The organism is Streptacidiphilus sp. BW17, assembly GCF_041262485.1.
GTDB lineage: Bacteria > Actinomycetota > Actinomycetes > Streptomycetales > Streptomycetaceae > Streptacidiphilus.
In genome coordinates, this window is the sequence record NZ_JBGCCR010000022.1 from 1 (window position 1) to 21,748 (window position 21,748).

The 21,748-nt window shown below is 72.6% G+C and carries 23 protein-coding genes and 1 pseudogene; 13 read left to right on the plus strand and 11 right to left on the minus strand.

The window, feature by feature from the left end; translation table 11 throughout:
• Window positions 1-119: 119 nt before the first annotated feature.
• The 3 genes from ABH940_RS24355 to ABH940_RS24365 form a co-directional block, all read right to left on the minus strand.
• Entirely contained in the window at window positions 120-704 is a 585-nt protein-coding gene (locus tag ABH940_RS24355; RefSeq protein WP_370070841.1) for a TetR/AcrR family transcriptional regulator, read from the minus strand.
• A 99-nt stretch (window positions 705-803) separates the two neighbouring features.
• Complete coding sequence (locus tag ABH940_RS24360) at window positions 804-1,403, minus strand: pyridoxamine 5'-phosphate oxidase family protein (RefSeq protein WP_370070853.1); 600 nt, start codon at window positions 1,401-1,403, stop codon at window positions 804-806.
• Window positions 1,404-1,528: 125 nt separating this feature from the next.
• Window positions 1,529-2,788 (minus strand): globin domain-containing protein, encoded by a 1,260-nt coding sequence (locus ABH940_RS24365; RefSeq protein ID WP_370070839.1) that lies wholly within the window; start codon window positions 2,786-2,788, stop codon window positions 1,529-1,531.
• 290 nt (window positions 2,789-3,078) lie between these two features.
• Here ABH940_RS24365 and ABH940_RS24370 point away from each other — a divergent pair, with 290 nt between their 5' ends.
• From ABH940_RS24370 to ABH940_RS24395, 6 genes and pseudogenes are all read left to right on the plus strand, one after another.
• Window positions 3,079-4,164, plus strand: coding sequence for an NAD-dependent epimerase/dehydratase family protein (locus ABH940_RS24370; protein WP_370070837.1), 1,086 nt, complete (start codon window positions 3,079-3,081; stop codon window positions 4,162-4,164).
• A 98-nt stretch (window positions 4,165-4,262) separates the two neighbouring features.
• Window positions 4,263-4,538, plus strand: a complete 276-nt coding sequence (locus tag ABH940_RS24375) for a hypothetical protein (protein ID WP_370070835.1) — start codon at window positions 4,263-4,265, stop codon at window positions 4,536-4,538.
• On the plus strand, window positions 4,535-4,945 hold the full coding sequence (locus ABH940_RS24380; RefSeq protein ID WP_370106171.1) for a type II toxin-antitoxin system VapC family toxin: 411 nt from the start codon (window positions 4,535-4,537) through the stop codon (window positions 4,943-4,945). The genes ABH940_RS24375 and ABH940_RS24380 overlap by 4 nt, the downstream gene beginning before the upstream one ends.
• 163 nt (window positions 4,946-5,108) lie before the next feature.
• Window positions 5,109-5,756 (plus strand): annotated as a pseudogene (locus ABH940_RS24385) (glycosyltransferase family 2 protein); the annotation flags it as partial.
• A 135-nt stretch (window positions 5,757-5,891) separates the two neighbouring features.
• Window positions 5,892-6,410: a DUF2064 domain-containing protein gene (locus ABH940_RS24390; RefSeq protein WP_370106203.1), complete on the plus strand. Its 519-nt coding sequence runs from the start codon at window positions 5,892-5,894 to the stop codon at window positions 6,408-6,410.
• A complete protein-coding gene (locus tag ABH940_RS24395) occupies window positions 6,407-7,129 on the plus strand; it encodes a methyltransferase domain-containing protein (RefSeq protein WP_370070831.1) in 723 nt (240 codons plus the stop codon). The genes ABH940_RS24390 and ABH940_RS24395 overlap by 4 nt, the downstream gene beginning before the upstream one ends.
• Window positions 7,130-7,141: 12 nt before the next feature.
• Here the strand turns inward: ABH940_RS24395 and ABH940_RS24400 are convergent, their stop codons facing one another.
• The gene (locus ABH940_RS24400; protein WP_370106172.1) at window positions 7,142-8,698 is read right to left on the minus strand and encodes a hypothetical protein; all 1,557 of its coding nucleotides are present in this window, start codon (window positions 8,696-8,698) and stop codon (window positions 7,142-7,144) included.
• Between the two features lie 197 nt (window positions 8,699-8,895).
• On the opposite strand from ABH940_RS24400, the gene ABH940_RS24405 reads away from it, so the two are divergent.
• Entirely contained in the window at window positions 8,896-9,993 is a 1,098-nt protein-coding gene (locus ABH940_RS24405; protein ID WP_370106204.1) for a molybdopterin-dependent oxidoreductase, read from the plus strand.
• A 17-nt stretch (window positions 9,994-10,010) separates the two neighbouring features.
• The gene (locus tag ABH940_RS24410; protein ID WP_370070827.1) at window positions 10,011-10,499 is read left to right on the plus strand and encodes a hypothetical protein; all 489 of its coding nucleotides are present in this window, start codon (window positions 10,011-10,013) and stop codon (window positions 10,497-10,499) included.
• Here the strand turns inward: ABH940_RS24410 and ABH940_RS24415 are convergent.
• The 5 genes from ABH940_RS24415 to ABH940_RS24435 all read right to left on the minus strand — a co-directional run bounded on the left by ABH940_RS24415 (window position 10,390) and on the right by ABH940_RS24435 (window position 14,560).
• Window positions 10,390-11,250, minus strand: a complete 861-nt coding sequence (locus tag ABH940_RS24415) for an S-methyl-5'-thioadenosine phosphorylase (protein ID WP_370070825.1) — start codon at window positions 11,248-11,250, stop codon at window positions 10,390-10,392. The genes ABH940_RS24410 and ABH940_RS24415 overlap by 110 nt on opposite strands.
• A gap of 155 nt (window positions 11,251-11,405) precedes the next feature.
• Window positions 11,406-11,864 carry a pyridoxamine 5'-phosphate oxidase family protein gene (locus tag ABH940_RS24420; protein WP_370070823.1) on the minus strand — a complete coding sequence of 153 codons (459 nt, stop codon included), beginning with the start codon at window positions 11,862-11,864 and terminating at the stop codon, window positions 11,406-11,408.
• A 51-nt stretch (window positions 11,865-11,915) separates the two neighbouring features.
• Window positions 11,916-12,479, minus strand: a complete 564-nt coding sequence (locus ABH940_RS24425; protein WP_370070821.1) for an N-acetyltransferase family protein — start codon at window positions 12,477-12,479, stop codon at window positions 11,916-11,918.
• 62 nt (window positions 12,480-12,541) lie between these two features.
• A complete protein-coding gene (locus tag ABH940_RS24430; RefSeq protein ID WP_370106173.1) occupies window positions 12,542-14,059 on the minus strand; it encodes a helix-turn-helix domain-containing protein in 1,518 nt (505 codons plus the stop codon).
• 225 nt (window positions 14,060-14,284) lie between these two features.
• Complete coding sequence (locus ABH940_RS24435) at window positions 14,285-14,560, minus strand: hypothetical protein (protein ID WP_370106174.1); 276 nt, start codon at window positions 14,558-14,560, stop codon at window positions 14,285-14,287.
• A gap of 149 nt (window positions 14,561-14,709) precedes the next feature.
• Between ABH940_RS24435 and ABH940_RS24440 the strand changes: the two genes are divergently transcribed.
• Window positions 14,710-15,021: a PadR family transcriptional regulator gene (locus tag ABH940_RS24440; RefSeq protein ID WP_370070815.1), complete on the plus strand. Its 312-nt coding sequence runs from the start codon at window positions 14,710-14,712 to the stop codon at window positions 15,019-15,021.
• A 13-nt stretch (window positions 15,022-15,034) separates the two neighbouring features.
• Here the strand turns inward: ABH940_RS24440 and ABH940_RS24445 are convergent, their stop codons facing one another.
• On the minus strand, window positions 15,035-16,303 hold the full coding sequence (locus ABH940_RS24445; RefSeq protein WP_370106175.1) for an APC family permease: 1,269 nt from the start codon (window positions 16,301-16,303) through the stop codon (window positions 15,035-15,037).
• 314 nt (window positions 16,304-16,617) lie between these two features.
• Between ABH940_RS24445 and ABH940_RS24450 the strand changes: the two genes are divergently transcribed.
• Entirely contained in the window at window positions 16,618-17,151 is a 534-nt protein-coding gene (locus ABH940_RS24450; RefSeq protein WP_370070811.1) for a hypothetical protein, read from the plus strand.
• Between the two features lie 254 nt (window positions 17,152-17,405).
• Window positions 17,406-17,798 carry an MmcQ/YjbR family DNA-binding protein gene (locus ABH940_RS24455; RefSeq protein ID WP_370070809.1) on the plus strand — a complete coding sequence of 131 codons (393 nt, stop codon included), beginning with the start codon at window positions 17,406-17,408 and terminating at the stop codon, window positions 17,796-17,798.
• Window positions 17,799-17,870: 72 nt separating this feature from the next.
• Here ABH940_RS24455 and ABH940_RS24460 read toward each other — a convergent pair whose 3' ends face one another.
• The gene (locus tag ABH940_RS24460) at window positions 17,871-18,824 is read right to left on the minus strand and encodes a DMT family transporter (protein WP_370106176.1); all 954 of its coding nucleotides are present in this window, start codon (window positions 18,822-18,824) and stop codon (window positions 17,871-17,873) included.
• A gap of 105 nt (window positions 18,825-18,929) precedes the next feature.
• On the opposite strand from ABH940_RS24460, the gene ABH940_RS24465 reads away from it, so the two are divergent.
• Together ABH940_RS24465 and ABH940_RS24470 are read left to right on the plus strand one after the other, a co-directional pair.
• The gene (locus ABH940_RS24465) at window positions 18,930-19,835 is read left to right on the plus strand and encodes a LysR family transcriptional regulator (protein ID WP_370070805.1); all 906 of its coding nucleotides are present in this window, start codon (window positions 18,930-18,932) and stop codon (window positions 19,833-19,835) included.
• Window positions 19,836-20,149: 314 nt separating this feature from the next.
• Window positions 20,150-21,691, plus strand: coding sequence for an FMN-binding glutamate synthase family protein (locus ABH940_RS24470; RefSeq protein ID WP_370070803.1), 1,542 nt, complete (start codon window positions 20,150-20,152; stop codon window positions 21,689-21,691).
• Window positions 21,692-21,748: the final 57 nt, after the last annotated feature.

The window sequence follows — 21,748 nt, forward strand, 5'->3', positions numbered from 1 at the left end:
TCAACCCCACCACCGGCACCGTCACCCTCGACGGCAACCCCCTCCACAGCCACCCCGCCGACACCGTCACCCTCAGCCGCCTCTACTTCCTCTGAGCGGTGCGGCTGAGCGGTGCGGTGTCAGGAGGTGGGGCTGAGCCGGGCCAGTTCGACGTCGATGGCCTCGGCCATCAGCGTGCGGGCGTGCGCGAGCGGGAGGCTGCCACTGAGCCAGCGGGTGCTGAGGCCCTCCAGCAGGGCGGTCAGCCGTTCGGCGGCCTGGGCGAGGGCGCCTGCGCCCGCCATCGGGTGTACTCTGCCCAGGAGTTCGGCCACCTCCTGGACCCAGACGAGCGTGGCGCGGGCCAAGTCCTCCCGCAGGTCCGGGTCGAAGACCGCGCTGGCGCGCAGTTCGCCCCAGGCGGTGCTGTTCTCGCGCACCTCGGGCGCGTCCTGGAACTCCAGCAGGAGTGTCTGCTCCAGTTCGCCGCGTGCGTCCAGCGGCGGGGCGTCCGGGTCGCGGGAGGTGGTGTAGTTCCCGGCGCGGTCGTTGATGAAGTCGAGCGTGGCCCGCAGAATGCCCTGACGGTTCTTGAAGTGGTAGTAGATCAGCGCCGTGGAGACACCTGCCTCCGCCGCGAGCTCCTCCACCCGCAGCCCGCGCACTCCTCGCCGGGCGATGACCCTGGCGGCTGCTTCCAGCATCGTCGTTCTACGGTCGGCCATAATCGTGCACCCTACAGGCGGGACGGGACTGACTGAAAATATAGTCCACTCCGCATGCAACGGCGCGGGTGAACCCCCGAGAGGACTCGGGCTCGCGCGTTACCGGCCTGCTTCCGGCCAGGACTGCGGCGTCGCCGTGTACGCGGGCAGCTGCGGTCCGGTGAAGTACTGCGGGTCCCGGGGGCGCTTCGCCTCCGGGTTCGCGGGGCGCGCGGCGGGTTCGAGGTGCGGGATGTGCTTGGAGCAGTGGATGTACGCCTCGTCGACCGTGACGTGGACCCAGACCTCGGGGCGGCGGCCCGGGGCGGAGTCCACCGGCAGGTGTGGGTAGTGCGTGCGTATCTGGGCGTCGGGGACCAGCAAGGCGCTGCCGTTGACATGGAGTCCGATGTGATCCCGGGTGAAGTCCATGAAGAGCATGCCGAGTTGGGGGTTCTCGGTGATGTTGCCCGCACTGGCCATGACGCCGTTTCCGCGGTACTCCGGGTAGGCGAGGGTGCGGTCGTCGAGGATCTGCACGAACCCGGGAGGCCCCGCGCGGAAGCTGGCGTCGCAGGCGCCCCGCGCGTCGGAGGTGGAGAGGAAGACCATCGACATCCGCGCGATGAACGTGCACATCGCCGGCGTGAGGTACGGGTGCACCTGCCGGTCGTAGAACTCGGCGGCGCGCTCGACGGTGCCGCGGCGCTGTTGCAGCATGCGCTCGCCTGCTGAGCCGAAGCGGTGGTCGGGCGTGGTCACTGAGGGCGTGCTCCTGGGTCGGGAGGAGTGGAGTCTAGAGGAGCGACCGGTGGGGCAGGTGGGGGACCGTCGTTGCGGGCCTCTCAGGTCAGGGACAGGGAGGGGACGTCGAGCGGGTCGTGGCGGATGCGCGCCTGCGGGACGCCGGTCCGGCGCAGCACGTCGGCCGCGGCAGTGACCATCGGGGCGGGGCCGCTGAGGTACGCGTCGTGCTGGTACCAGGGCCCGAACTCCGCGAGCACGCTCGGCAGTGAGCCGTTGAGGCCGACGATGTCCTGGTGGGAGACGGCGGCCCGAACCCGCAGCCAGTGGTTGCGCTGCGCGAAGCGGAGCATCTCGTCCATCCCGTAGAGCTCGTCGGAGGTGCGGGCGCCGAAGAAGACGTCCATCTGGCGTCCGCCGCCGTGGCGGGCGCTCTCCTCGATCAGGGCGCGGATCGGGGCCAGGCCGGTGCCTCCGGCCACGCAGAGGATGTCGTGGTTCGAGGAGTGGTCGAGCACCATGTCCCCCAGCGGAGGCCCCAGTTTGACCTGGTCGCCGAGCATCGCCCGGCGGACCAGGGCGTTGCTCACCCAGCCGCCCGGCACGGCCCGGACGTGGAAGGTGAGCGTCCCGTCCTGGCGCGGGGCGTTGGCCGGGGAGTAGTAGCGCCACTCGCGGGGCCACCAGGGTGTCTCCATGCTGACGTACTGTCCCGCGGCGTAGCGGTAGGGCTGGTCGGGCAGCACGGTGATCGCCGCGATCCCGTACGCGAACTCCTCGCGGTGCACGATCCGGGCGGCCCAGGAGGCGGGCCGCACCATGGAGTCCGCGTCGGCGGCGCTCATCATGACCTGCGCGACGGTGGTGTACGCGAGGGTCCACGCGCGGGCCGTGTCGGCGGTCCACGCGGGGCCGGCGAAGCGGGCCAGGGCGGCGAGCAGGCACTCGCCGACGGCGTCGTAGTGCGCGTTCTCGGTGCCGAACTTGCGATGGTCTCGGCCGAGATGCGCACAGAAGCGCTGCAGCTGCTCCGGGTCGTCGACGAGGTCGACGATGTGCAGCAGGGCCCGCAGCAGGCGTCCGCGCTGGACGTCCATCCCCGGCGGGAACATGTCCCTGACCTGGGGGTAGCGCGTGAACAGGATGGAGTAGAAGTACACCGCCAGATCTGCGGCGTAGGGCTCGACCACGACCACGCTGGCACGCACCAGCGCGATGTCGCGGGGCGTCAGACCGCCCTCGTGCCCCCCGCCCGGCGCCTCTGCTGAGGAAGCCGCCGCCCCGCCACCGTTCTCAGCGGCGCCGGTACCCTTGGGGGTGTCGGATCGCGGCGTGCCGGACTGTCGGGGTTGGAACCACAAGGTGGAATGCTCCAGGTCGGAAATAACGTCGCACAACATCCCCCGTAGGCGCCAAGCCCGGCTTGGGCCCAAGATCTGACCACATTCTTTTCACAGCCCACATCGGCGGCCAACCCTCCACTCAATATGGCGATGAAACCAACACATGTCGCACACATATGTGAAGGCGTTACGCGGGTGCGTCACGACGGCACGGCCGTGCGGCCTACACCGGTCATCCGGCTTACGGTTCCCTGACGAGGCGTGGTGCTGCGCCCCGGTGCGACGACGATGCCGTTAGCGTCGCCGGTATGAAGATTCTGCTCACGGGTGGGGCCGGGTTCATCGGTTCGGCGGTGGCGCGGCGACTGGTCGCCGCCGGGCACCGGATCAGGGTGCTCGACGCCCTGCTCCCGGCCGTCCACGCCGACCGGAGCGCGGCGGGCGCGCTGCCCGCCGAGGTCGATTTCGTGCACGGCGACGTCCGCGACCCGCAGACGGTGGAGCGCGCGCTGCGCGGCACGGACGCGGTCTGCCACCAGGCCGCGATGGTCGGACTGGGGCTCGACCTCGCCGACGCGCCGGAGTACGTCGGCTGCAACGACCTCGGCACCTCGGTGCTGCTCGCCGCCATGGCCCGGACCGGCCCCCGTCATCTGGTCCTGGCCGGTTCGATGGTGGTCTACGGAGAGGGGCGCTACGACTGCGCGGAGCACGGACGGGTCGCCCCCGGGCCGAGGCGGGCCGTCGACCTGGACGCCGGGCGGTTCGAGCCGCCGTGTCCCCGCTGCGGCACAGCGCTCGCGCCCGGTCTGGTCGGCGAGGACGCGGCGGCGGACCCGCGCAACGTCTACGCCGTCACCAAGCTCGCCCAGGAGCACCTGGCCGCCGCCTGGGCCCGCGCCTGCGGCGGGCGGGTGATCACCTTGCGGTACCACAACGTCTACGGCCCCGGCATGCCGCGCGACACCCCGTACGCGGGCGTCGCCTCGCTGTTCCGCTCGGCGTTGGCGGCTGGTCGCCCGCCACGGGTCTTCGAGGACGGCGGCCAACGCCGCGACTTCGTGCACGTGGATGATGTCGCGTCGGCCAACGAGGCGGCGTTGGCCGCGGTGCTGGACCGGCCGGAGGGCTTCGTGCGCGCGTACAACACGGGCAGTGGCACGGTCCGGACGATCGGCGAGATGGCCACCGCGCTGGCCACGGGTTTCGGTGGCCCGCAGCCGGTGGTGACGGGGGAGTACCGGCTGGGCGACGTCCGGCACGTCACCGCCGACTCGCGCCGGCTGCGGCGCGAGCTCGGCTGGCGCCCCGCGGTCGGGTTCGAGGCAGGGATGGCGGAGTTCGCCACCGCCCCGCTGCGGGGCGAGGCCGCTCGGAGCGTCCAGATCCCGTAGCACCTCTGGGCTTTTTCGGCAAGTCCGCTTCGCCTGGAAGGGGTGCATTCTTACAGATCACGCTGCTCGAGGCCGTGCGGCCGTCCTACACTGCTTACGTGACCGCTGCTTACGACTACGAGGACATGCACCACCTGGTGGACCGGCTCACTCCAACCCAGGTGCGACGGCTTCGCTTGCTCGTCAGCCAGGACGAGGAGCTGTCCCAGGTCGCCGAGTCGCTGCCTGCGGTGGACGCGACAGAGACCGATGGATCGGTGCCGGCGGGGTTGCTGGCGTTGATCGGCAGCATTAACGGTCCGGAGGACCTGGCCGAACGGCATGACGACTACATCCGCGAACGGATGCGCCGGCGTTTCGGCGACTCGGCGTGATCGCCACGGTCCTGGACACTGGACCTCTGGCTGCGGCGTTCAACGCGGCTGACCGGCAGCATGCCGAGTGCGCCTCTCTGCTCATGTCGCTGACCGGCCGTCGTCTGCTGCCCAGCCCGGTCATGACTGAGGTCTGCTGGCTTCTGGAGCGTTGGCCCAAGATCGAGGCAGCGTTCCTGGCCGAGGTCGCACGCGGGACCTTCGAGCTGGTCCACCTCACGTCCGCGGACCTGACGCGAATGAGCGAGTTGGTCCTCCGGTACGCCGACTTTCCGCTCGGAGGGGTGGACGCCTCGGTCATCACGGTGGCTGAGCGCTTCGGCGTGGACCGAGTGGCCACTCTCGACCGGCGTCACTTCAGCGTCGTCAAACCCGCGCACGTCCGCGCGCTGCTACTCCCGCCGTAGCCCCACCGTGAGACCTTCCGGTACCCGGTACCCGGTACCGGTGCGCGGTGACGTAGGACTTCCGTAAGGCGTCGCAGGCCCCTGCAACTGCAGGTCAGCGCCTAGCGTGGCCGGGGTGACGCTTCCTTCTTCCTCCCTCTCTTCCGCGGTCGTTGCCGAGTCCGTGGACGTCGTGCTGCCGTGTCTGGACGAAGCCGCCGCGCTGCCCTGGGTGCTGAGCCGGATCCCCGACGGATGGCGCGCCGTCGTGGTCGACAACGGGTCGCGGGACGGCTCTGCCGAGATCGCGGCCGGGTTGGGCGCGACGGTGGTGCGCGAGCCGCGACGTGGGTTCGGCGCCGCCTGCTACGCCGGGTTGTCCGCCGCGACCGCCGAGCTGGTGTGCTTCCTGGACTGCGACGGTTCGCTCGACCCGGCCCAACTGTCCCGCGTCGTCGGCCCGGTGGCGGACGGCACGGCGGACCTGGTGCTGGGACGGCGCAGGCCGACCACGCGCGGCGCGTGGCCGCTGCACGCGCGGGTGGCCAACGCGGAGCTCGCGCGGCGGCTGCGGGCACGCACCGGCGCCCCGCTGCACGACCTCGGGCCGATGCGCGCCGCGCGGCGCGCGGACCTGCTGGCGCTCGGGCTCGGCGACCGGCGCTCGGGCTTCCCGTTGGAGATGGTGCTGTCCGCGTCGGCGGCCGGGATGCGGATCGCCGAGGTGGACGTCGACTACCGTCCACGGCAAGGGCGTTCGAAGGTCACCGGCACGCTGCGCGGCACCCGGCAGGCCGTCCGCGACATGCGGACGGTGCTGGCCGCACCGCCGCCGACCCTGCTGGTGATCGCCAAGGCCCCGGTGCCCGGCCGCGTCAAGACCCGGCTGACACCGCCCTGCACCCCCGAACAGGCCGCCCGCCTGGCCGAGGCGGCGCTTGCGGACACCCTGGCCGCGCTCTCCCGGATGCCCGCCGGACGGCGGCTTTTGGTGCTGGACGGCGAGCCGGGGCCGTGGCTGCCACCGGGCTGGGACGTCGTGCCGCAGGTCGGCGGTGGGCTGGACGCGCGGCTGGCCGCGGCATTCGCCCACGCCCCGCAGGGCGCACCGGCGTTGCTGGTGGGCATGGACACCCCGCAGCTCGACGTGGCCGGGCTGGCCGAGGCCTTCTCGCCGGCCGTCCGCGCCGGGGTGGACGCCTGGTACGGGCCCGCCGCCGACGGAGGCTTCTGGGCGCTCGGACTGGCCCGCCCCACCCCGGAGTTGGCGCGCCGGCTGCTGGACGGCGTGCCGATGTCCACCGAGAGCACGGGCGCGGAGGTGCTGGATCGGCTCGGCGCGGCAGGATTGACGGTACGTCAACTGCCGCAGCTGACCGACGTCGACACCGCCGAGGACGCCGCTGACGTGGCCCGGCTCGCACCCTCCGGGGGGTTCGCCGCAGCCTGGCGCGAGGTCTCCGGCCTGATCCGGGCCGCCAGGTGAGGCCCGACGCGCCCGCGCGGATCCCCGCGCAGCTCGGCTCACTGCTCGCGCCCGTCCGGGTAGGGCCGGGGCCCAGGCCGTGGGCGCAGGACCCGTACGCCCACGCGATGCGCACCGGTCGCGGCCCGCTGTGGCTGCGCCGTGCCGACGGGCGACGCCACCCGCTGGACGTCGAACGCTGGTGCGCGCAGCCCGACGCGGCGGACCGCAGTCTGCTGGCCCGGTGCCTGCTGACGGGCCGTCCGGTGCTGGACGTCGGCTGCGGTCCGGGGCGGCTGGTCATCGAGCTGCTCGCACTGGGGCTGCCCGCCCTCGGCGTGGACGTCACCGGCGCGGCGGTGGCCCGTACCCGTGCGGGAGGCGGCGTCGCGGTGTGCCGTTCGGTCTTCGACCGGCTGCCCGGCGAGGGCCGCTGGGGGACCGCGCTGCTGGCCGACGGCAACCTCGGCATCGGCGGCGACCCGGCCGCCCTGCTGGCCCGCTGCCGCGAACTGCTCACGCCGGGTGGGGCGGTCCTCGCGGAGGTCGAACCCGACGACGTGGACGACCGGGTGACGGTGCGGGTCGAGGACGCGACCGGGTGGAGCGGTCCGTCGTTCGCCTGGGCCCGTGTCGGCGCCTCCGCCGCCGTGGCGTGCGCGGCGGAGGCCGGACTGGTGGAGACGGAACGCTGGACGGTTGACGGACGCCGGTTCGTGGCCCTCACCCGCCGCGACTGAATGGACGTCAGGTCAGAGGGTCAGAACGGCTGAAGCGCCCTGCTGTTCGCGCCGGTTCGCGGCGCTCCGCCGCCGGAGCGCCGCGCCGGCCAGGACCAGGCCGAGCGCCGCCGAGTAGGCCGCCACCTGTGCGTCGCCGCCGATCAGGTAGACCGCCTGCCCAGCGACCGGGACCCCGAGCCACTCCCAGCGGCCGTCCATCGCGACCAGGGCCACCAACAGCAGCCCGTACCAGGGGTAGTCGGGCGTCAGCGCCAACAGCAGGGCGCCGTAGACCACCAGCGCACCGGCCCAGGGCCGGTCGGGGTCGCCACGGCGCAGCACGTACAGCGCGACAGCGAGCACGATCAGCGCCGCCACGGGCGCTGCGGCCGGTCCGGGGAGGAACTGCAGCAGCCCGAACCGGGCGGCGGTGCCGTCGTCGTAGCCCTCCTGGTGCAGGTATCCGGGCAGAAAGCCGATGACCTGACGGCCCGACAGGACGAGATACGGCAGGTAGGCGAGCGCGAAGCAGCCCACGGCGACGGCGGGGAGCAGCAAGTCCCGGCGCGTCGGTCGGCGGGCCAGGACGCCGGACAGCGCGCCCGGCAGGGCCAGCGCGGGCAGCAGTTTGGTGGCGATCGCCGCGCCCAGCGCCGCTCCGCCCAGCGCCGCTCTGCCCGGCGCCGCTCCGCCCAGCGCCGCTCTGCCCGGCGCCGCTCCGCCCAGCGCCGCTCTGCCCGGCGCTCGCCGGTGGCGTACCGCCAGGGCCAGCCCGACCACCGTCAACAGCGCGCCGAGGGCGTCGACATGGGCGTCGTTGACCGCCCAGACGGCCGTGCCGGGGAACCAGCCCCACAGCGCGGCCCGGCGACGGCGCTCGCGCGGCAGCACGAGCAGCAGCACGCCGGTCGTCGCCACGGCCAGCAGCGCTCCGCCCGCCTGGGCCGCGCGGACGCCGTGGCCGTGCTCGACCAGGTGCAGGACCAGGAACCAGGCCTGGGCGACGGGCGGGTAGATCGTCGGCACGCCGGGCCGGTTGATGTGCGTGCACTGGCCTGCCGTCGTGCGGCGCTCGTCCCAGGCCGTGCAGGCGCCGATGGACGCACCCGTGGGCGGGAAGAGCGTGGGCTCCTCGGCGCGCAGGTGCGCCAGCTGGGGCGCGTCGGGCGGGTAGGCGTAGGGGGAGATCCCGGCGGCCTGGACATGGCCGTCCCACAGGTAGCGGTAGGCGTCGTCGCTGGTCCTCGGTGCGACCAGCAGCGCGGCGGCGGCCACGGCGACGCTGCCGACCAGCACCAGTGAGGTCACCCTGCGGGCGGGTACCCGCCGCAGGGTCACCAGGGCGAGGGCGAACAGCACGCAGTCGAGCGGGTACCAGACCAGCAGCGGCCCCCGGTGGCCCAGGGTGCCGCCCCCGGTGAACGTGCCGACCAGTGCGGCGGTGAGCGCGGCGAGTGCGGCGAGGCAGAGGGCGGTCGCCCACGCCGGACGGCGGTCGGCCGCGTCGTCAGTGGCGTTGGCGGTGGCGGTGGTGGCGTCGGCGCCGTCGTCGGGAGCCGGCGAGGTGGGTTTCAGCAGGGTGGACACGTCGTCACCCTGCCAGCGCGTCCGGTCCGGCGGACCGTGGCGCGGGCAGCCGTACGACTTCCGTAAGCAGGCCGCTACCCCGCAACGGCCCTGGCAGCGGGTGTGATGGAGAGGTGCGAGACGACGAACCGACTCCCCGTGCGCGGCAGTTCGATCTGCCGCTGCCCACCCCGCCCGAGGCGCTGCGGAAGGGACCGCTGCGCGAGGGCGCCTTCTCCTCGCGGCTGCACGATCCACGCACCGCGGTGGTGATCGGCCGCTGGCTCGGCGCGGCCCTGATCGTCTGCTTCGTGACCGGCCTCTACAGCCATGTGCTGCAGAACCCGCCCACGTGGCTGCGCGACCACCTGCCGACCCGGCCCGCCGGGCTCTACCAGTTCACCCAGGGCCTGCACGTGGGCACCGGCATCGCGGCGATCCCGCTGCTGGGAGCCAAGCTGTGGACCGTCTACCCGCGGCTCTTCGAGTGGCCGCCCGCGCGCAGCGTCCGGCACGCGCTGGAGCGGCTGGGCATCCTGCTGCTCGTCGCGTCGATGCTGCTGGAGCTGTTCACCGGGCTGCTGAACACCTTGCAGTGGTACGTCTGGCCGTTCCCGTTCCGGCAGACGCACTTCTGGCTGGCGTGGATCGCCCTGGGCGGGCTGCTGCTGCACCTGGCCGTCAAGGCGCCGGAGATCGCCGCCCACTGGCGCCGGGTGCGGCCCGGCCTGGCGGAGCGCCGCGCGTACCTGACCACGGTCACCCTCTCCGTGCTGGCGGTCACCGCGGTGACCGCCGGGCAGAGCGTGCCGTGGCTGCGCGGGCTGGACCTGCTGGCGCCGCGCCGCCCGGACGTCGGCCCGCAGGGTCTGCCGGTCAACCGCACGGCTGCCGCCGCCGGTACCGAGCAACCACCGGCCGACTGGCGGCTGCGGGTGGACGGGCCGCACCCCTACGAGCTGACGATGGATCAGTTGCTCGCGATGGACCAGCACGAGGCCGATCTGCCGATCGCCTGCGTCGAGGGCTGGAGCGCGTCGGCGCGCTGGACGGGTGTGCGGATCCGCGACCTGGTGGCGCGAGCCGGGGCGCCGCCGACCGCGCGGTTGCGGATCACCTCGCTGGAGACGGCCGGCCCCTACGCGGTGACCGAGATGGAGCCCGCCTACGCGCACGATCCGCTCACCCTGCTGGCACTGCGCGTCAACGGCGAGGTGCTGCACGCGGACCACGGCTACCCGGCCCGGGTCATCGCCCCGGGCCGACCCGGCGTCCTGCAGACCAAGTGGGTGCAGCAGATCGAGGTGATCGCATGAGGGATCGAGGTGATCGCATGAGGACGACGACGGTGGTGCGCGGAACCCTGGTCGTGGCCGCGGTGTCGTCGGTCGGGTTCGGTGTGTACGGGCTGCTGACGGACCCGTACATTCACGACCCGCTGGACGTGGTGGTGTGGTCGGTCGGCGGAGCGGTGCTCCACGACGGGCTCTGGCTGCCGCTCGTCTGCCTGTTCGGGGCCGCGCTGCCGAGGCTGCCGTGGACCGTGCGCGGCGGCCTGGTGGTGGCCGCCGCGCTGACGGCGGTGGGGTTGCCGGCAGTCCTGGACGCGGGCAACGACCACGGCAACCCCACCCTGCTGCCGCTGCCCTACCTGCGCAACTGGCTGGTGCTGCTGGGTGTGACGGCCGCGGTGACGTCGGTGGCCGAGGGGATCAGGAGGGCACGCCGGGCACGCCGGGAAGGCCGGTGGTCAGGCCGTCCAGGGCGTGCGAGCAGACGCAGTCCCGGTCCCGGGTCTTCGGCAGCCGCGCGACGGCGCTGAACAGGACGCTGCGCAGCCGGTCGACGTTGCGCGCGAACTCGGCCAGCACCTCCGTGTGGGTGACGCCCTCACCGGTCTCGACGCCCGCGTCGAGGTCGGTGACCAGGGCCAGTGACGTGTAGCAGAGGCCCAGTTCGCGGGCCAGCACCGCCTCGGGATGGCCGGTCATCCCGACCGCCGACCAGCCGTTCGCGCTGAACCAGCGCGACTCGGCGCGGGTGGAGAACCGCGGCCCCTCGATCACCACCAGCGTGCCGCCGTCCACCGGCTCCCACGCCTCGCCGCGCGCGGCGTCCAGCGCGGCGGCGCGCCCCACCGGGCAGTACGGGTCGGCGGCCGAGACATGCACCACGCCCGGCACCGACCCGTCGGGCAGCGGCACCGCGTCGTAGAAGGTCTGCGTCCGGCCCGAGGTGCGGTCCACGAACTGGTCCGGCACCAGCAGCGTGCCGGGCCCGTACGCGCTCCGCAGGCCGCCGACCGCGCACGGCGCCAGCACCTGACGCACGCCGAGGGTGTGCAGCGCCCACAGGTTGGCGCGGTAGTTGATCCGATGCGGCGGCAGCGTGTGCTCGCGACCGTGACGCGGCAGGAACGCCACCCGGCGGCCGTCCAGCTCCCCGAGGAAGAGCGAGTCGCTGGGCGCGCCGTAGGGGGTGTCGACGACGGTCTCGGTGACGTGGTCGAGCAGGGCGTAGAGGCCGGAGCCCCCGATCACCCCGATCTCGGCGGACTCGGCGGATTGGGTCATCTGGCTCCTCCAGGGCTGAGTTGTCCCACAGGCCCGGAAGGGGTTCGGACCTCCCCATGACCGTAGGCGTGCGCCCGGCCCCGAAGGCGGCCACGGCTCCTTACGGATCACGGACGGATCAGCCATCCTGCCGACGCCTCGGTCGACAGACAGCCCTATCCGTTGATGTCCAGCGCCGTCCCGTACAACCGGTTCACCCTCAGGCGGACGACCACGCGGCGCTCTGCGACGAGCCCCTCCAGGAATGCTGCCTCGTCCTGCGGCTTCGCGCCCTCGGGGATCATCCCGAGCAGTTCTCGGCCGACCACGTCGCCGGGAACGGTGGTGGGCTCGGAGACCTCGGCCTCGCCCTCGGCGACGGCGAACGACCAGACGTCGCCGCCCTGTACATGCAGCGCCGCACTCGGGTTGCGCCGCAGATGCTTGACCTTGATGCGGTCGGCCGTGGTGGAGAACCGCGCCATGCGGGCCTCGGGGTCCCAGTGGTAGACCATGGTGGTCAGATGCGGATGGCCGCTGCGCTTGACTGTGGCAAGCGTGCCGAACTGGTGGGTGCCGAGCAGCTCCGACACGGCATCGGCGGACAGGGTGCGAGGCGCTGGTCCTTGAGTCATGCCGTGGTCAACGTCCGTGTCCAGATGGGAATTTCCATACCCGACGGGCAGTCAGTCCGCAGGTCGCAGGTCCAGCATGCAGAAGACCTTGTCGTACCTGCGGTCGCCGACGGCGACGAAGTCCGGGAGGCGGCCGTACTCGGTGAAACCCAGCGACCGGTACAGCTGCAGGGCGTTGACGTTGTCCCCGCGCGCGTCCAGCGTCAGCACCTCGATCCCCGCCGCCCGCGCGTCGGCGACCAGCGCGGCGGTCAACGCCCGGCCGATGCCGTGTCCGTGAGCCGCCGCAGCCACCGCGATCTTCTCCAGATCGGCGTGCGGCCGGTGGGTCGGCCGGGCGTACCGGAGCCAGTAGCCCAGGCCCACGAGCTGACGGTCCACGTACGCGGCCCGCAAGGACGCGTCCCCGACCTGCGCGGCCGAGGCGACGTCGTCGAGGAGCCCGGCGACCTCCGCGCGCGATGGTGGCTCGACCCACCCCAACGCGGCGCCCCCGCCGACCAGCTCCGCCAGGATCGCGTGGGCCGCCTCCGCGAACCCGGCCTCCAGCTCCGGATCAGCGGCCAGCTCCCGGATGTCGAGGATGGCGGGCCCGTCGGCCGCAGCGTTGATCATGGCGGCAGCCTAACCGGCCGCACACCGCGGCTCGGTCCCGCGTCGGCCAGGCGCCGCTGACATCAACCGTCTGTGCCGTGGGCGAGGTGCAGGGCCCGTCGGGCCAGCCAGAGTTCGTGGCGGTCGGTCGGGGGACGGAGGAGGGAGCGGTCGAGGAGTTCCTCGATCCGGGCGAGGCGCTTGCGGACCGCTGTGAGCGAGAGCGACAGCTCCTGCGCGGTGGGGGTGAGCCGGGCGTCGTGGCGCAGCCAGGCGGCGAGGGTGCGGGCGGCGTCGGGCGCGTCGTCGAGGGGGCGGAGCAGGCGCAACGCCCAGTCCGCCACGGCCTGGCGGCGAAGGAGCTCGTCGAGCGAGCGCATGCTGTCCGCGCGTGTGCCTGACGGGGCGTCAGTGATCTGCGGGCCGGTCTCTGTGCGCAGGGCCAGGGCGAGCAGGGACTGGTCCGCCAGCCGGTCGAGATCGAGGGCGAGCAGCTGCTCGATGTGCCGCAGCCGGGCGGCCAGGGTGTTGCGGTGGATCTTGAGCAGTGACGTCGCCCCTGAGGCGAAGCCGAGCCAGGAGTTCGCGGTGACGGTGAGTTCGGTGCTGTCGGGGTCCTGCAGGCGCTGCGGCACGTGGGTCCGGAGCGGTTCGAGGAACTGCCGGGCCCAGCCGCGGATGGGGGCCCCGATGACCAGGGCCGGGTCGGGGTGGTGCGAGAACATCGCCCACCGCTGCGCGCGGGTCCGCGCCGTGACCAGGGCGTGGACCGCCTGCCCGTAGCCGACGGACGCATCGCGGATCGCCACGACGTCGCTCACTCCCACGAGGCATTCGCCCGTCGCGGAGGTGACGGCGGCTGCGAACGTCGAGGGCGCGTCCGGGGGAGTGCCCGGCTCGGCCGGGACCAGGACGGCTATGTGATCGTCGTAGACCGGGCAGGGGATGACCCACGCGTCGGGCCGAAGCCCGCGGCACCGGCGTGCGAGTGCCGGCTTCAGGTCGGGTGCGGTCGCGACGACGTGGTAGCGGATCACCTCCGGCAGTTCGGGGCCGAGGACCTCGGCGACCTGCCGTGCCGTGGAGACGTGACCGTTCATCAGCAGGTGCAGCACGGCCTCCCGGTTTCGCGCCTCGGCGACCTCCAGCCGCAGGCGCTGCGTCTCGGCGCGTTCCTCCCGCCAGCAGAGGTCCAGAGCGGACGACGCGTCCGCGAGCAGCCGGGGCAGGTGCTCGGGAGCGGGACCGGCGGCGACGGCGGTGAGCACCGGCCCCGGGCCGTCGGTCGCACCGTTCAGGCCGACGGCCACGACGGTGACGTCCTGCTCGACCACGCTCAATGTCGTCAGCGCGCGGGCACCCACCTGCCCGGCCACGCGCTGGGCCAGCTCCGTGTGGCGCGCGGCGCCGTCACCTGCGCAGAGCAGCGTGCCGTCGGGGGCGGTCAGCAGGATCTGCGCGCCGGTGCGGCGGGCGAGCCACCGGAGCAGGGCCCGGGTCCCGCCCTTGCGGGCCGCGCGTTGGATCGCCAACACGTCGTCAGCCCGCCGGTCGCGTCGGTCGGGCCAGGACGCGGCAGTCGCCGAGATGTCCACGCTCACCCCCGTCGGTGCTGATGTCCCCGCCCGGATGTCCCTGATGTCACTGTGCAGTTCGGCACCTTGGTACCGGTCTCACTGTGCACCAGGAAACTAGGCGAGCCCCACAGGATTTTCTAAAGTCTCCCTTGTCCTCGCGCGGACGGGGGACGCGCGAGGACACCGGAGGAGGGGCCGGGTGGCGAACGAACGTGTCGTCACCCGGCCGTTCGCATGCCCTGTCCCGTACTACGGCAGGGAGTTGACGGCGCCCGTCGTGGCGCTGCATCCCTTCTCGGCGAGCGGCGCCTGCGCCAGCGGGCCGACGGCCGGCAGGGACGCGACCTCCTGGGTGACCGTGGACGCGGTGGAGGCGCACCAGTCGCCGATGGCGTGGACGCCGTTCGCGTCGGGGCCGATGTGGGCGACCGGCCCGAGAGGGTTGGCGGTGTCGGCCTGCGCGGCGGGTGCGGCGATGCCGAGGGTGGCGGTGGCGAGGAGCCCGAGGGTGAGCATCTTCTTCATGTCAGGCTCAACGACCCGACCGGGGACGCGTCACGTCCCCTGCGTCACGTCCGCGCCGACGTGCGGCCGTTTGCCTCGCCGTCGGGTGACCGATGACGCGTACTATCGGACGCCGATATCGGTTGCGTGACCCACGCGGGAGGTCGGCGATGCGGGAGTTCCAGCGCGGTGCCGTGCGGCTGCACATCCTGCACCACGCGACCGAACGCGAGATCCACGGCGCCTGGATGGCCGATGAGTTGGCCCGGCACGGCTACCGGATCAGCCCCGGCACGCTCTACCCGACACTGCACCGCCTGGAGGCGGAGGGGCTGCTGACCTCCGAACAGCAGGTGGTCGACGGCCGCGCCCTCCGGGTCTACCGGGCGACCTCCGCCGGTCGACGGGCGCTGGCCGAGGACCGCCGCGCCCTGGCGGAGCTGGCACGCGAGCTGTTGCCCGCCGACCAGTTCCCTCGGTAGTCGCGACGCGCCTTCAGCGCGCCCGCGCCCGTGCCCGGCGCACGCCGTACACCGCGGCGCCCAGGGCCAGCACCGCGGCGCCGGACACGACGGAGCTGCCCGGCAGGGAGAAGGCCAGCAGCAGGCAGCCGGCCAGGCCCAGCGCGGGGACGACGCGCGGCGGACGGCCCTCCGCCCGGGTGAGCGTCCAGGCGGAGGCGTTGGCGATCGCGTAGTAGGCGAGCACGCCGAAGGAGGAGAAGCCGATCGCGCCCCGCAGGTCCGCGAAGGCGGCGAGCACTGCGACGACCGCGCCGACGGCGAGCTCCGCGCGGTGCGGGACCTGGAAGCGCGGGTGGACGGCGGACAGCGCGTGCGGCAGGTGCCGGTCGCGCGCCATGGCCAGAGTGGTGCGCGACACCCCGAGGATCAGCGCCAGCAGCGACCCGGTTGCCGCGACCGCTGCCCCGACCCGTACCACCGGGGCCAGGCCCGGCACGCCTGCGGCCTTCACCGCGTCGGTCAGTGGAGCTGTGGCGTGCCCCAACGCGCCGGGGCTCAGCACCGTCAGCACGGCGACGGCCACGGCCGCGTAGACGACCAGCGTGACGGCCAGCGCCATCGGGATCGCCCGGGGGATGGTGCGCGCCGGGTCGCGGACCTCCTCGCCGAGGGTGGCGATGCGCGCGTAGCCCGCGAAGGCGAAGAAGAGCAGGCCCGCCGCTTGGAGCACCCCGCCGAAGCCGGTGTCCGCACCCACGCCCAGGTGTGCGACGGTCGCCTGAGGGGACGTCAGGCACGCCGTGGCGACGGCGGCCAGTACCGCCAGTACCGCGGCGACGATGGTGCGGTTCAGCCAGGCGGCCTTCTGCAGACCGGCGTAGTTCACCGCCGTCAGCGCCACAACGGCCCCGACCGCGACGGCGTGGGCCTCGGCAGGCCAGACGTACGAGCCGACCGTGAGCGCCATCGCCGCGCAGGACGCGGTCTTGCCGACGACGAAGCCCCATCCGGCCAGATAGCCCCAGAAGCCGCCGAGCCGCTCCCGGCCGTAGACGTAGGTCCCGCCCGACTGCGGGTAGCGCGCCGCCAGCCGGGCGGACGACGTCGCGTTGCAGTACGCGACCACGGCCGCCAGTCCGAGCCCGAGCAGCAGCCCCGAGCCGGCCGCTTCCGCCGCCGGGGCGAGCGCGGCGAAGATGCCCGCGCCGATCATCGACCCCAGGCCGATCACGACGGCGTCGAAGACGCCGAGCTGCCGCCGAAGCTGCGGCTCCGAGACGCCTGAGGTCTGCTGACTCATCACTCACTCCGTCACGGCGGTGCTCGATATCGGCACACGATAGCCATTCCGGCGAGCGCCTCGGCTCCGTCGGCGGCCCGTGGTGGCGGCATCTGAAGGTGCTCTGAGGTTCCGGACGCGGATTGTCATGACCATGGACCGTGGTTACGTTCGAGTAGTCACCATCGCACGGGGAGACAGTCCGAGAGGGCTGCCATCTGCATGTTCGTCTTCCCGTCAGGCGGTGTTTCACGGGGGTAGGCCAGACACACACAAGGGAGCTTTCCGTGACAACAGCAGCTGCCACGTCGCGACGGAGTCCGAGAACCCGCGCCTTGGGAACCGACCCGAGCACCAAGCGCCTGCACCGGGCCGCGGTCGTGCGCATCGGCTTCGGGCTGGTGTGGGCCGTCGACGCCTCGTTCAAGTGGTTGCCGGGCTTCATCCACGGCCAGACGATCAGTGACGAGCTCGGCCAGGCGACGTCCATTCACATCCCGGTGATCCACCAGTGGCTCCAGATGTGGCACACGATCGGGGGCGCCTCGCCGGGAGCCTTCGCGGTGGTGACCGCCGTCACCGAGACCGCCATCGCCTTAGGGCTGATCTTCGGAGTCCTCAGCAACGCCGTCTTCGTCGGCAGTGCCCTGTACTCACTGGGCATCTGGTCGTCCGCCGAGGCCTTCGGGCTGCCGTGGAGCACGCCGGGCATCACCGACGTGGGCCCCTCGGTCGCCTACATCTTCGCCTCGCTGGCCCTGCTGCACGCGCATGCCGGTGCGACCTGGAGCCTGGACACCCGGCTGCGGACCCGGCTCGGCCGCCTGGCCTGGCTGTCCAGCCCGGCCGTCGGGTCGATCGCGACCTGAGCCGGTGCGTCGCGGCGTGGCGGCGTCGCGGCGTGGCCACGGTGCGGCACGCCGGAGTTCGTCCGGCCGCGGGAGCGGAAAGGCCGTGCAGGCCCGGGCAGTTGCCGGGGCCTGCACGTTCGGTCGAGCAGCCGGACCTTCGACAGCCGCTCGGCCCTGTCTTGCGTCAGTCCTGGTCCCATACGACCCCGGATAGGCTGTCGGTGTGGCATGGGAACAACCGTGGTTCGTCGGGGGCGCGCCGGAGTGCTCACATGAGTGCGCCTGTTGAGGTCCCGGAGGACATCGAAGAGCGGGTTCGAGGGCTGTGTCTGGCGCTGCCCGAGGTGACGGTTCGTTTCGACGAGTCACGAACGAGCGCGAGATCGACGGCGCATTCGTTCGACATCCGCCGGAGGTCGTTCTGCCTGCTGGTGGCACGCGAGGGCCGGACCGGTGAGCCCGTTCCGCTGCTGGTGTTGCGTGCCGCTCCAGGTGACCGCGAGGCCTTGTTGTCCACTGGCTACCCGTATTTCGCTTCGCCGGCCGGCCATGATCGGATCGTGGTGCTGCTCAGCGATCACACCGACTGGCAAGAGGTCCGTGAGCTCGTGACCGAGAGCTACCGGATGCTCGCGCCGAAGAAGCTCCGCGCACTCCTCGACTAGGCGTCGCCGCGGCGACGATGCGGCGGCGACGCGCTGAGGACTGAGCCGTTGTCGGCAACTCCCGGGAGCCGCTCAGGCGTTGCCACCCGCGCCCGCGAGGGCGGGCTGCTCCTCGGGGACGGTTGCCTCCTGCGTCGGCTCCGGGCGGGCGCCGCTGCGGGTCGCGCCCACTCCGGCGGTCACCACCAGCGCGACGCCGAGCGCCGGGCCCGCGCCCGGGATCTGGTGCAGCACGATCGCGCCGATCAGCAGGGCGATCGCGGGCTCCAGGCTCATCAGGGTGCCGAAGGACGACGCGGTGAGGCGTCGCAGGGCCAGGAATTCCAGCGCGAACGGCACCAGCGGGCTGAGCACGGCGAGGCCGAGCATGATCAGCACCGGCCCCCACGCCAGCCTGCCGCCGAGCGTCGGTGCGGCCACGAGCATGGCGACCACCGCCGCCACCGGCATCGAGACCGCAAGCCCGCTCATGCCGGTGACCCGGTCGCCGACATGCTGGGTGAGCAGGATGTACGCCGCCCAACACCCGGCGGCGGCCAGCGCGTAGAGGAGGCCGAGGGCGTCGATGCCGCCGTGCCAGGGCTCGGTGAGCAGCGCAACGCCGAGTCCGGCGGCGACCGTCCACACCCGGCGTCCGTGTCCCGGACCGAAGAGCGACACCGTGAGCGGGCCGAGGAACTCCAGCGCGCTGGCCGTGCCGAGCGGGAGCCGGGCGATCGCGAGCGCGAAGAAGATCATCATCCCGGACGTCACCACGCCGAGGCCGACGCACGCGGTGAGGTCGCGGCCCGCGAAGTCGCGCCGACGGGGCCGGACCAGCGCCAGCAGCACGATCCCGGCCCAGGCCAGCCGCAGCCCGGCCGTGCCGAGGACGCCGAGCTGCGCGAACATCGGGACGGTGAGCGCCGATCCGAGCTGGACGGTGCTCATGGAGGCCACGCCCATCAGCGTCCCGACGCGGGCGGCGTTGCCGCGGGACGCGGAGGTGCTGGTCACAGGCTCGGGGGAGTGGGTCGTGGCGCTCATGGGATGAGTACACCGCGCGGCAACCGTTCGCGTCCACGCGCGGATCACGGACTGACCGTTCGGAGATTGCGAACGATTAGGCGTGCGGTCCGCAAGAATGGCGGGATGGAGACGCGGCGACTGCAGGTGTTGGTGGAGCTGTCCCGGCTCGGCTCGATGCGGGCCGTGGCCGACGCGCTCCACACCACCACGTCCACGGTGTCGCAGCAGATCGCGACGTTGGCCCGGGAGGCCGGTGCGGCGCTGATCGAGCCGCAGGGCCGGCGGGTCCGGCTCACGCCCGCCGGTCGGCGGCTGGTCGAGCACGCGATCGTCATCCTGGCCGCGGTCGACGCGGCCGAGCGCGACCTCGCCCCCGGTGCGGAGCCCAGCGGCACGGTACGAGTGGCGGGTTTCGCCACCGCGCTGCGTGCGCATGTGCTGCCGATCATCGAGCAGCTGGCGGAGGAGTACCCGCGCCTGCGCGTCCTCGTGCGCGAGCACGAGCCCGCCGAGTCGTTGGCCTTGCTCGCGGCGGACGAGGTGGATCTGGCGCTCACCTACGACTACAACCTCGCGCCAGCGACCGCCGACCCGGCCCTGATCGCCGCTCCGCTGTGGACCGTTGCCTGGGGTCTCGGCGTCCCGGCCTCCGACGCTGACGGGTCCGACGCCCGCGCGGCCACGTCCGTGGACGTCTTCGACCGCTTCCGCGCGGCGGACTGGATCGGCAACTCCCGGAACACCGCCGACGAGACGGTCATCCGCACGCTCGCCTCGATGGCGGGCTTCACCGCGCGGATCACCCACCGCTCCGACAGCCTCGACCTGGTCGAGGACATGATCACCGCCGGACTGGGCGTCGGCCTGCTGCCGCTGGACCGCCCCACCGTCCCCGGCGTCCGGCTCCTGCCCCTGACCGCGCCGGACGTGTTCCTGCGCGCCTTCGCGGTCACCCGTCGCGGCCACGCGGACTGGCCACCCCTGGCCCTGCTCGCCGACCTGATCGGCCGCCGCGCACACCAGGGGTGACCTGACTCGGCTCCTCCGGATCAGGCGTGCACGTACACGCGGGCTTGCGACGTGGTGTTCAACTTCTCGGGTCTCGCTGGGATGTGCGCTGGTCGGGGCTGTGACGACGGCCCTGGTGCGGCAGCACGAGCCCGCCCCCGAGCGGCCGTGCGGGCGTACGGATCAGCATCCCCAGCCACACCCTGGCCACCGGCCGGTCACTAGGGCCTCTTAATATCGTTCCTCGTTGACCCTCGCCGCACCCGGCAGCGCGCAACACGACACAACGGTGTCCACCGCACGGCAAGGAAGCCGTGCATCGAGGAGGAACGTTCATGCAGGCCCGGAGGATCGGCGCGGTCGCCGCAACAGCAGTGGCGCTTGTGGCTGCCCGCGACCTTGTCCAGAAGAGGCACGCACTGCTCAGGAACTTCCCGGTGCTCGGCCACGCCCGGTACCTGTTGGAGACGATCGGGCCGGAGCTGCGGCAGTACATCGTCACCTCCAACGAGGAGGAGCGTCCGTTCAGTCGTGACCAGCGCAGCTGGATCTACGCGTCGGCCAAGGAGGAGAACAACTACTTCGGGTTCGGCACCGAGGTCGACGTCGAGCACGTCCAGGGCCACGCCTACCTGAAGCAGCGCACCTTCGCGGGCGCCATGCCGGACCTGCACGACCCGCAGGCCCCGCTGCCCTCGGCCAAGGTGCTGGGCGGGCCGCGCGGGCGTGCCAAGGCGTTCCGGCCGGCGAGCGTGGTCAACATCTCGGCGATGAGCTTCGGCTCGCTCTCCGGCGCGGCCATCACCGCGCTCAACAAGGGTGCGGCGCAGGCCGGCACGATGCACAACACCGGCGAGGGCGGCCTCTCGCCGTACCACCGCAGCGGCGGCGACCTCGTGCTGCAGATCGGGACGGCGTACTTCGGCTGCCGCAACGACGACGGCACCTTCAACCTCGACAAGCTCAAGGACGTCGTCGAGAGCGCGCCGGTCAAGGCGATCGAGATCAAGCTCTCCCAGGGCGCCAAGCCCGGCCTGGGCGGCATGCTGCCGGGCGCCAAGGTGACCCCGGAGATCGCCAGGATCCGCGGCATACCGGAGGGCAAGGACTGCGCCTCCCCGTCGCGGCACACCGCGTTCAGCGACGTCGACTCGATGCTCGACTTCGTCGAGCTGATCGCCACCGAGACCGGCGTGCCGGTCGGCATCAAGAGCGCGGTCGGCGAGATGGGCTTCTGGCAGGAGCTGGCCACGCTGATGGAGCGCGGTGACCGCGGCGTCGACTTCGTGACCGTCGACGGCAGCGAGGGCGGCACCGGCGCGGCGCCGCGCATGTTCGCCGACTCGGTGTCGCTGCCGTTCCGGATGGGCTTCTCCCGGGTCTACGGCACCTTCGCGGAGCTGGGGCTGACCGACGACCTGACCTTCATCGGCTCCGGCAAGCTCGGCCTGCCGGAGAACGCCGCGGTCGCCTTCGCGCTCGGCGCCGACATGATCAACGTGGCCCGTGAGGCGATGCTGTCGATCGGCTGCATCCAGTCGCAGAAGTGCCACACCGACAAGTGCCCCACCGGCATCGCCACCCAGAACCCCTGGCTGGCCCGTGGCATCGACCCGACCTCGAAGTCCACCCGGGCCGCGGTCTACCTGCGGACGCTGCGTCGGGAGTTGATGAAGGTCTCGTCCGCCGTCGGCGTCGCCCACCCGGGGCTCATCACCCCTGACGACATCGAGATCATGAACGGCGACTACGAGGCCCGCACTCTGGGCGGCGTCTACGGCTACAAGGACGGCTGGGGCGAGCTCACCGCGGACCGCGCCGACGAGATCACCAGGCTGCTCACCGGCAAGCCGAACTCCGGTAAGCAGCAGGTGTGACACCGGACACACCGTCGCGGATCAGGGCAGCGGGAAGATTGCTGCCCTGATCCTGGT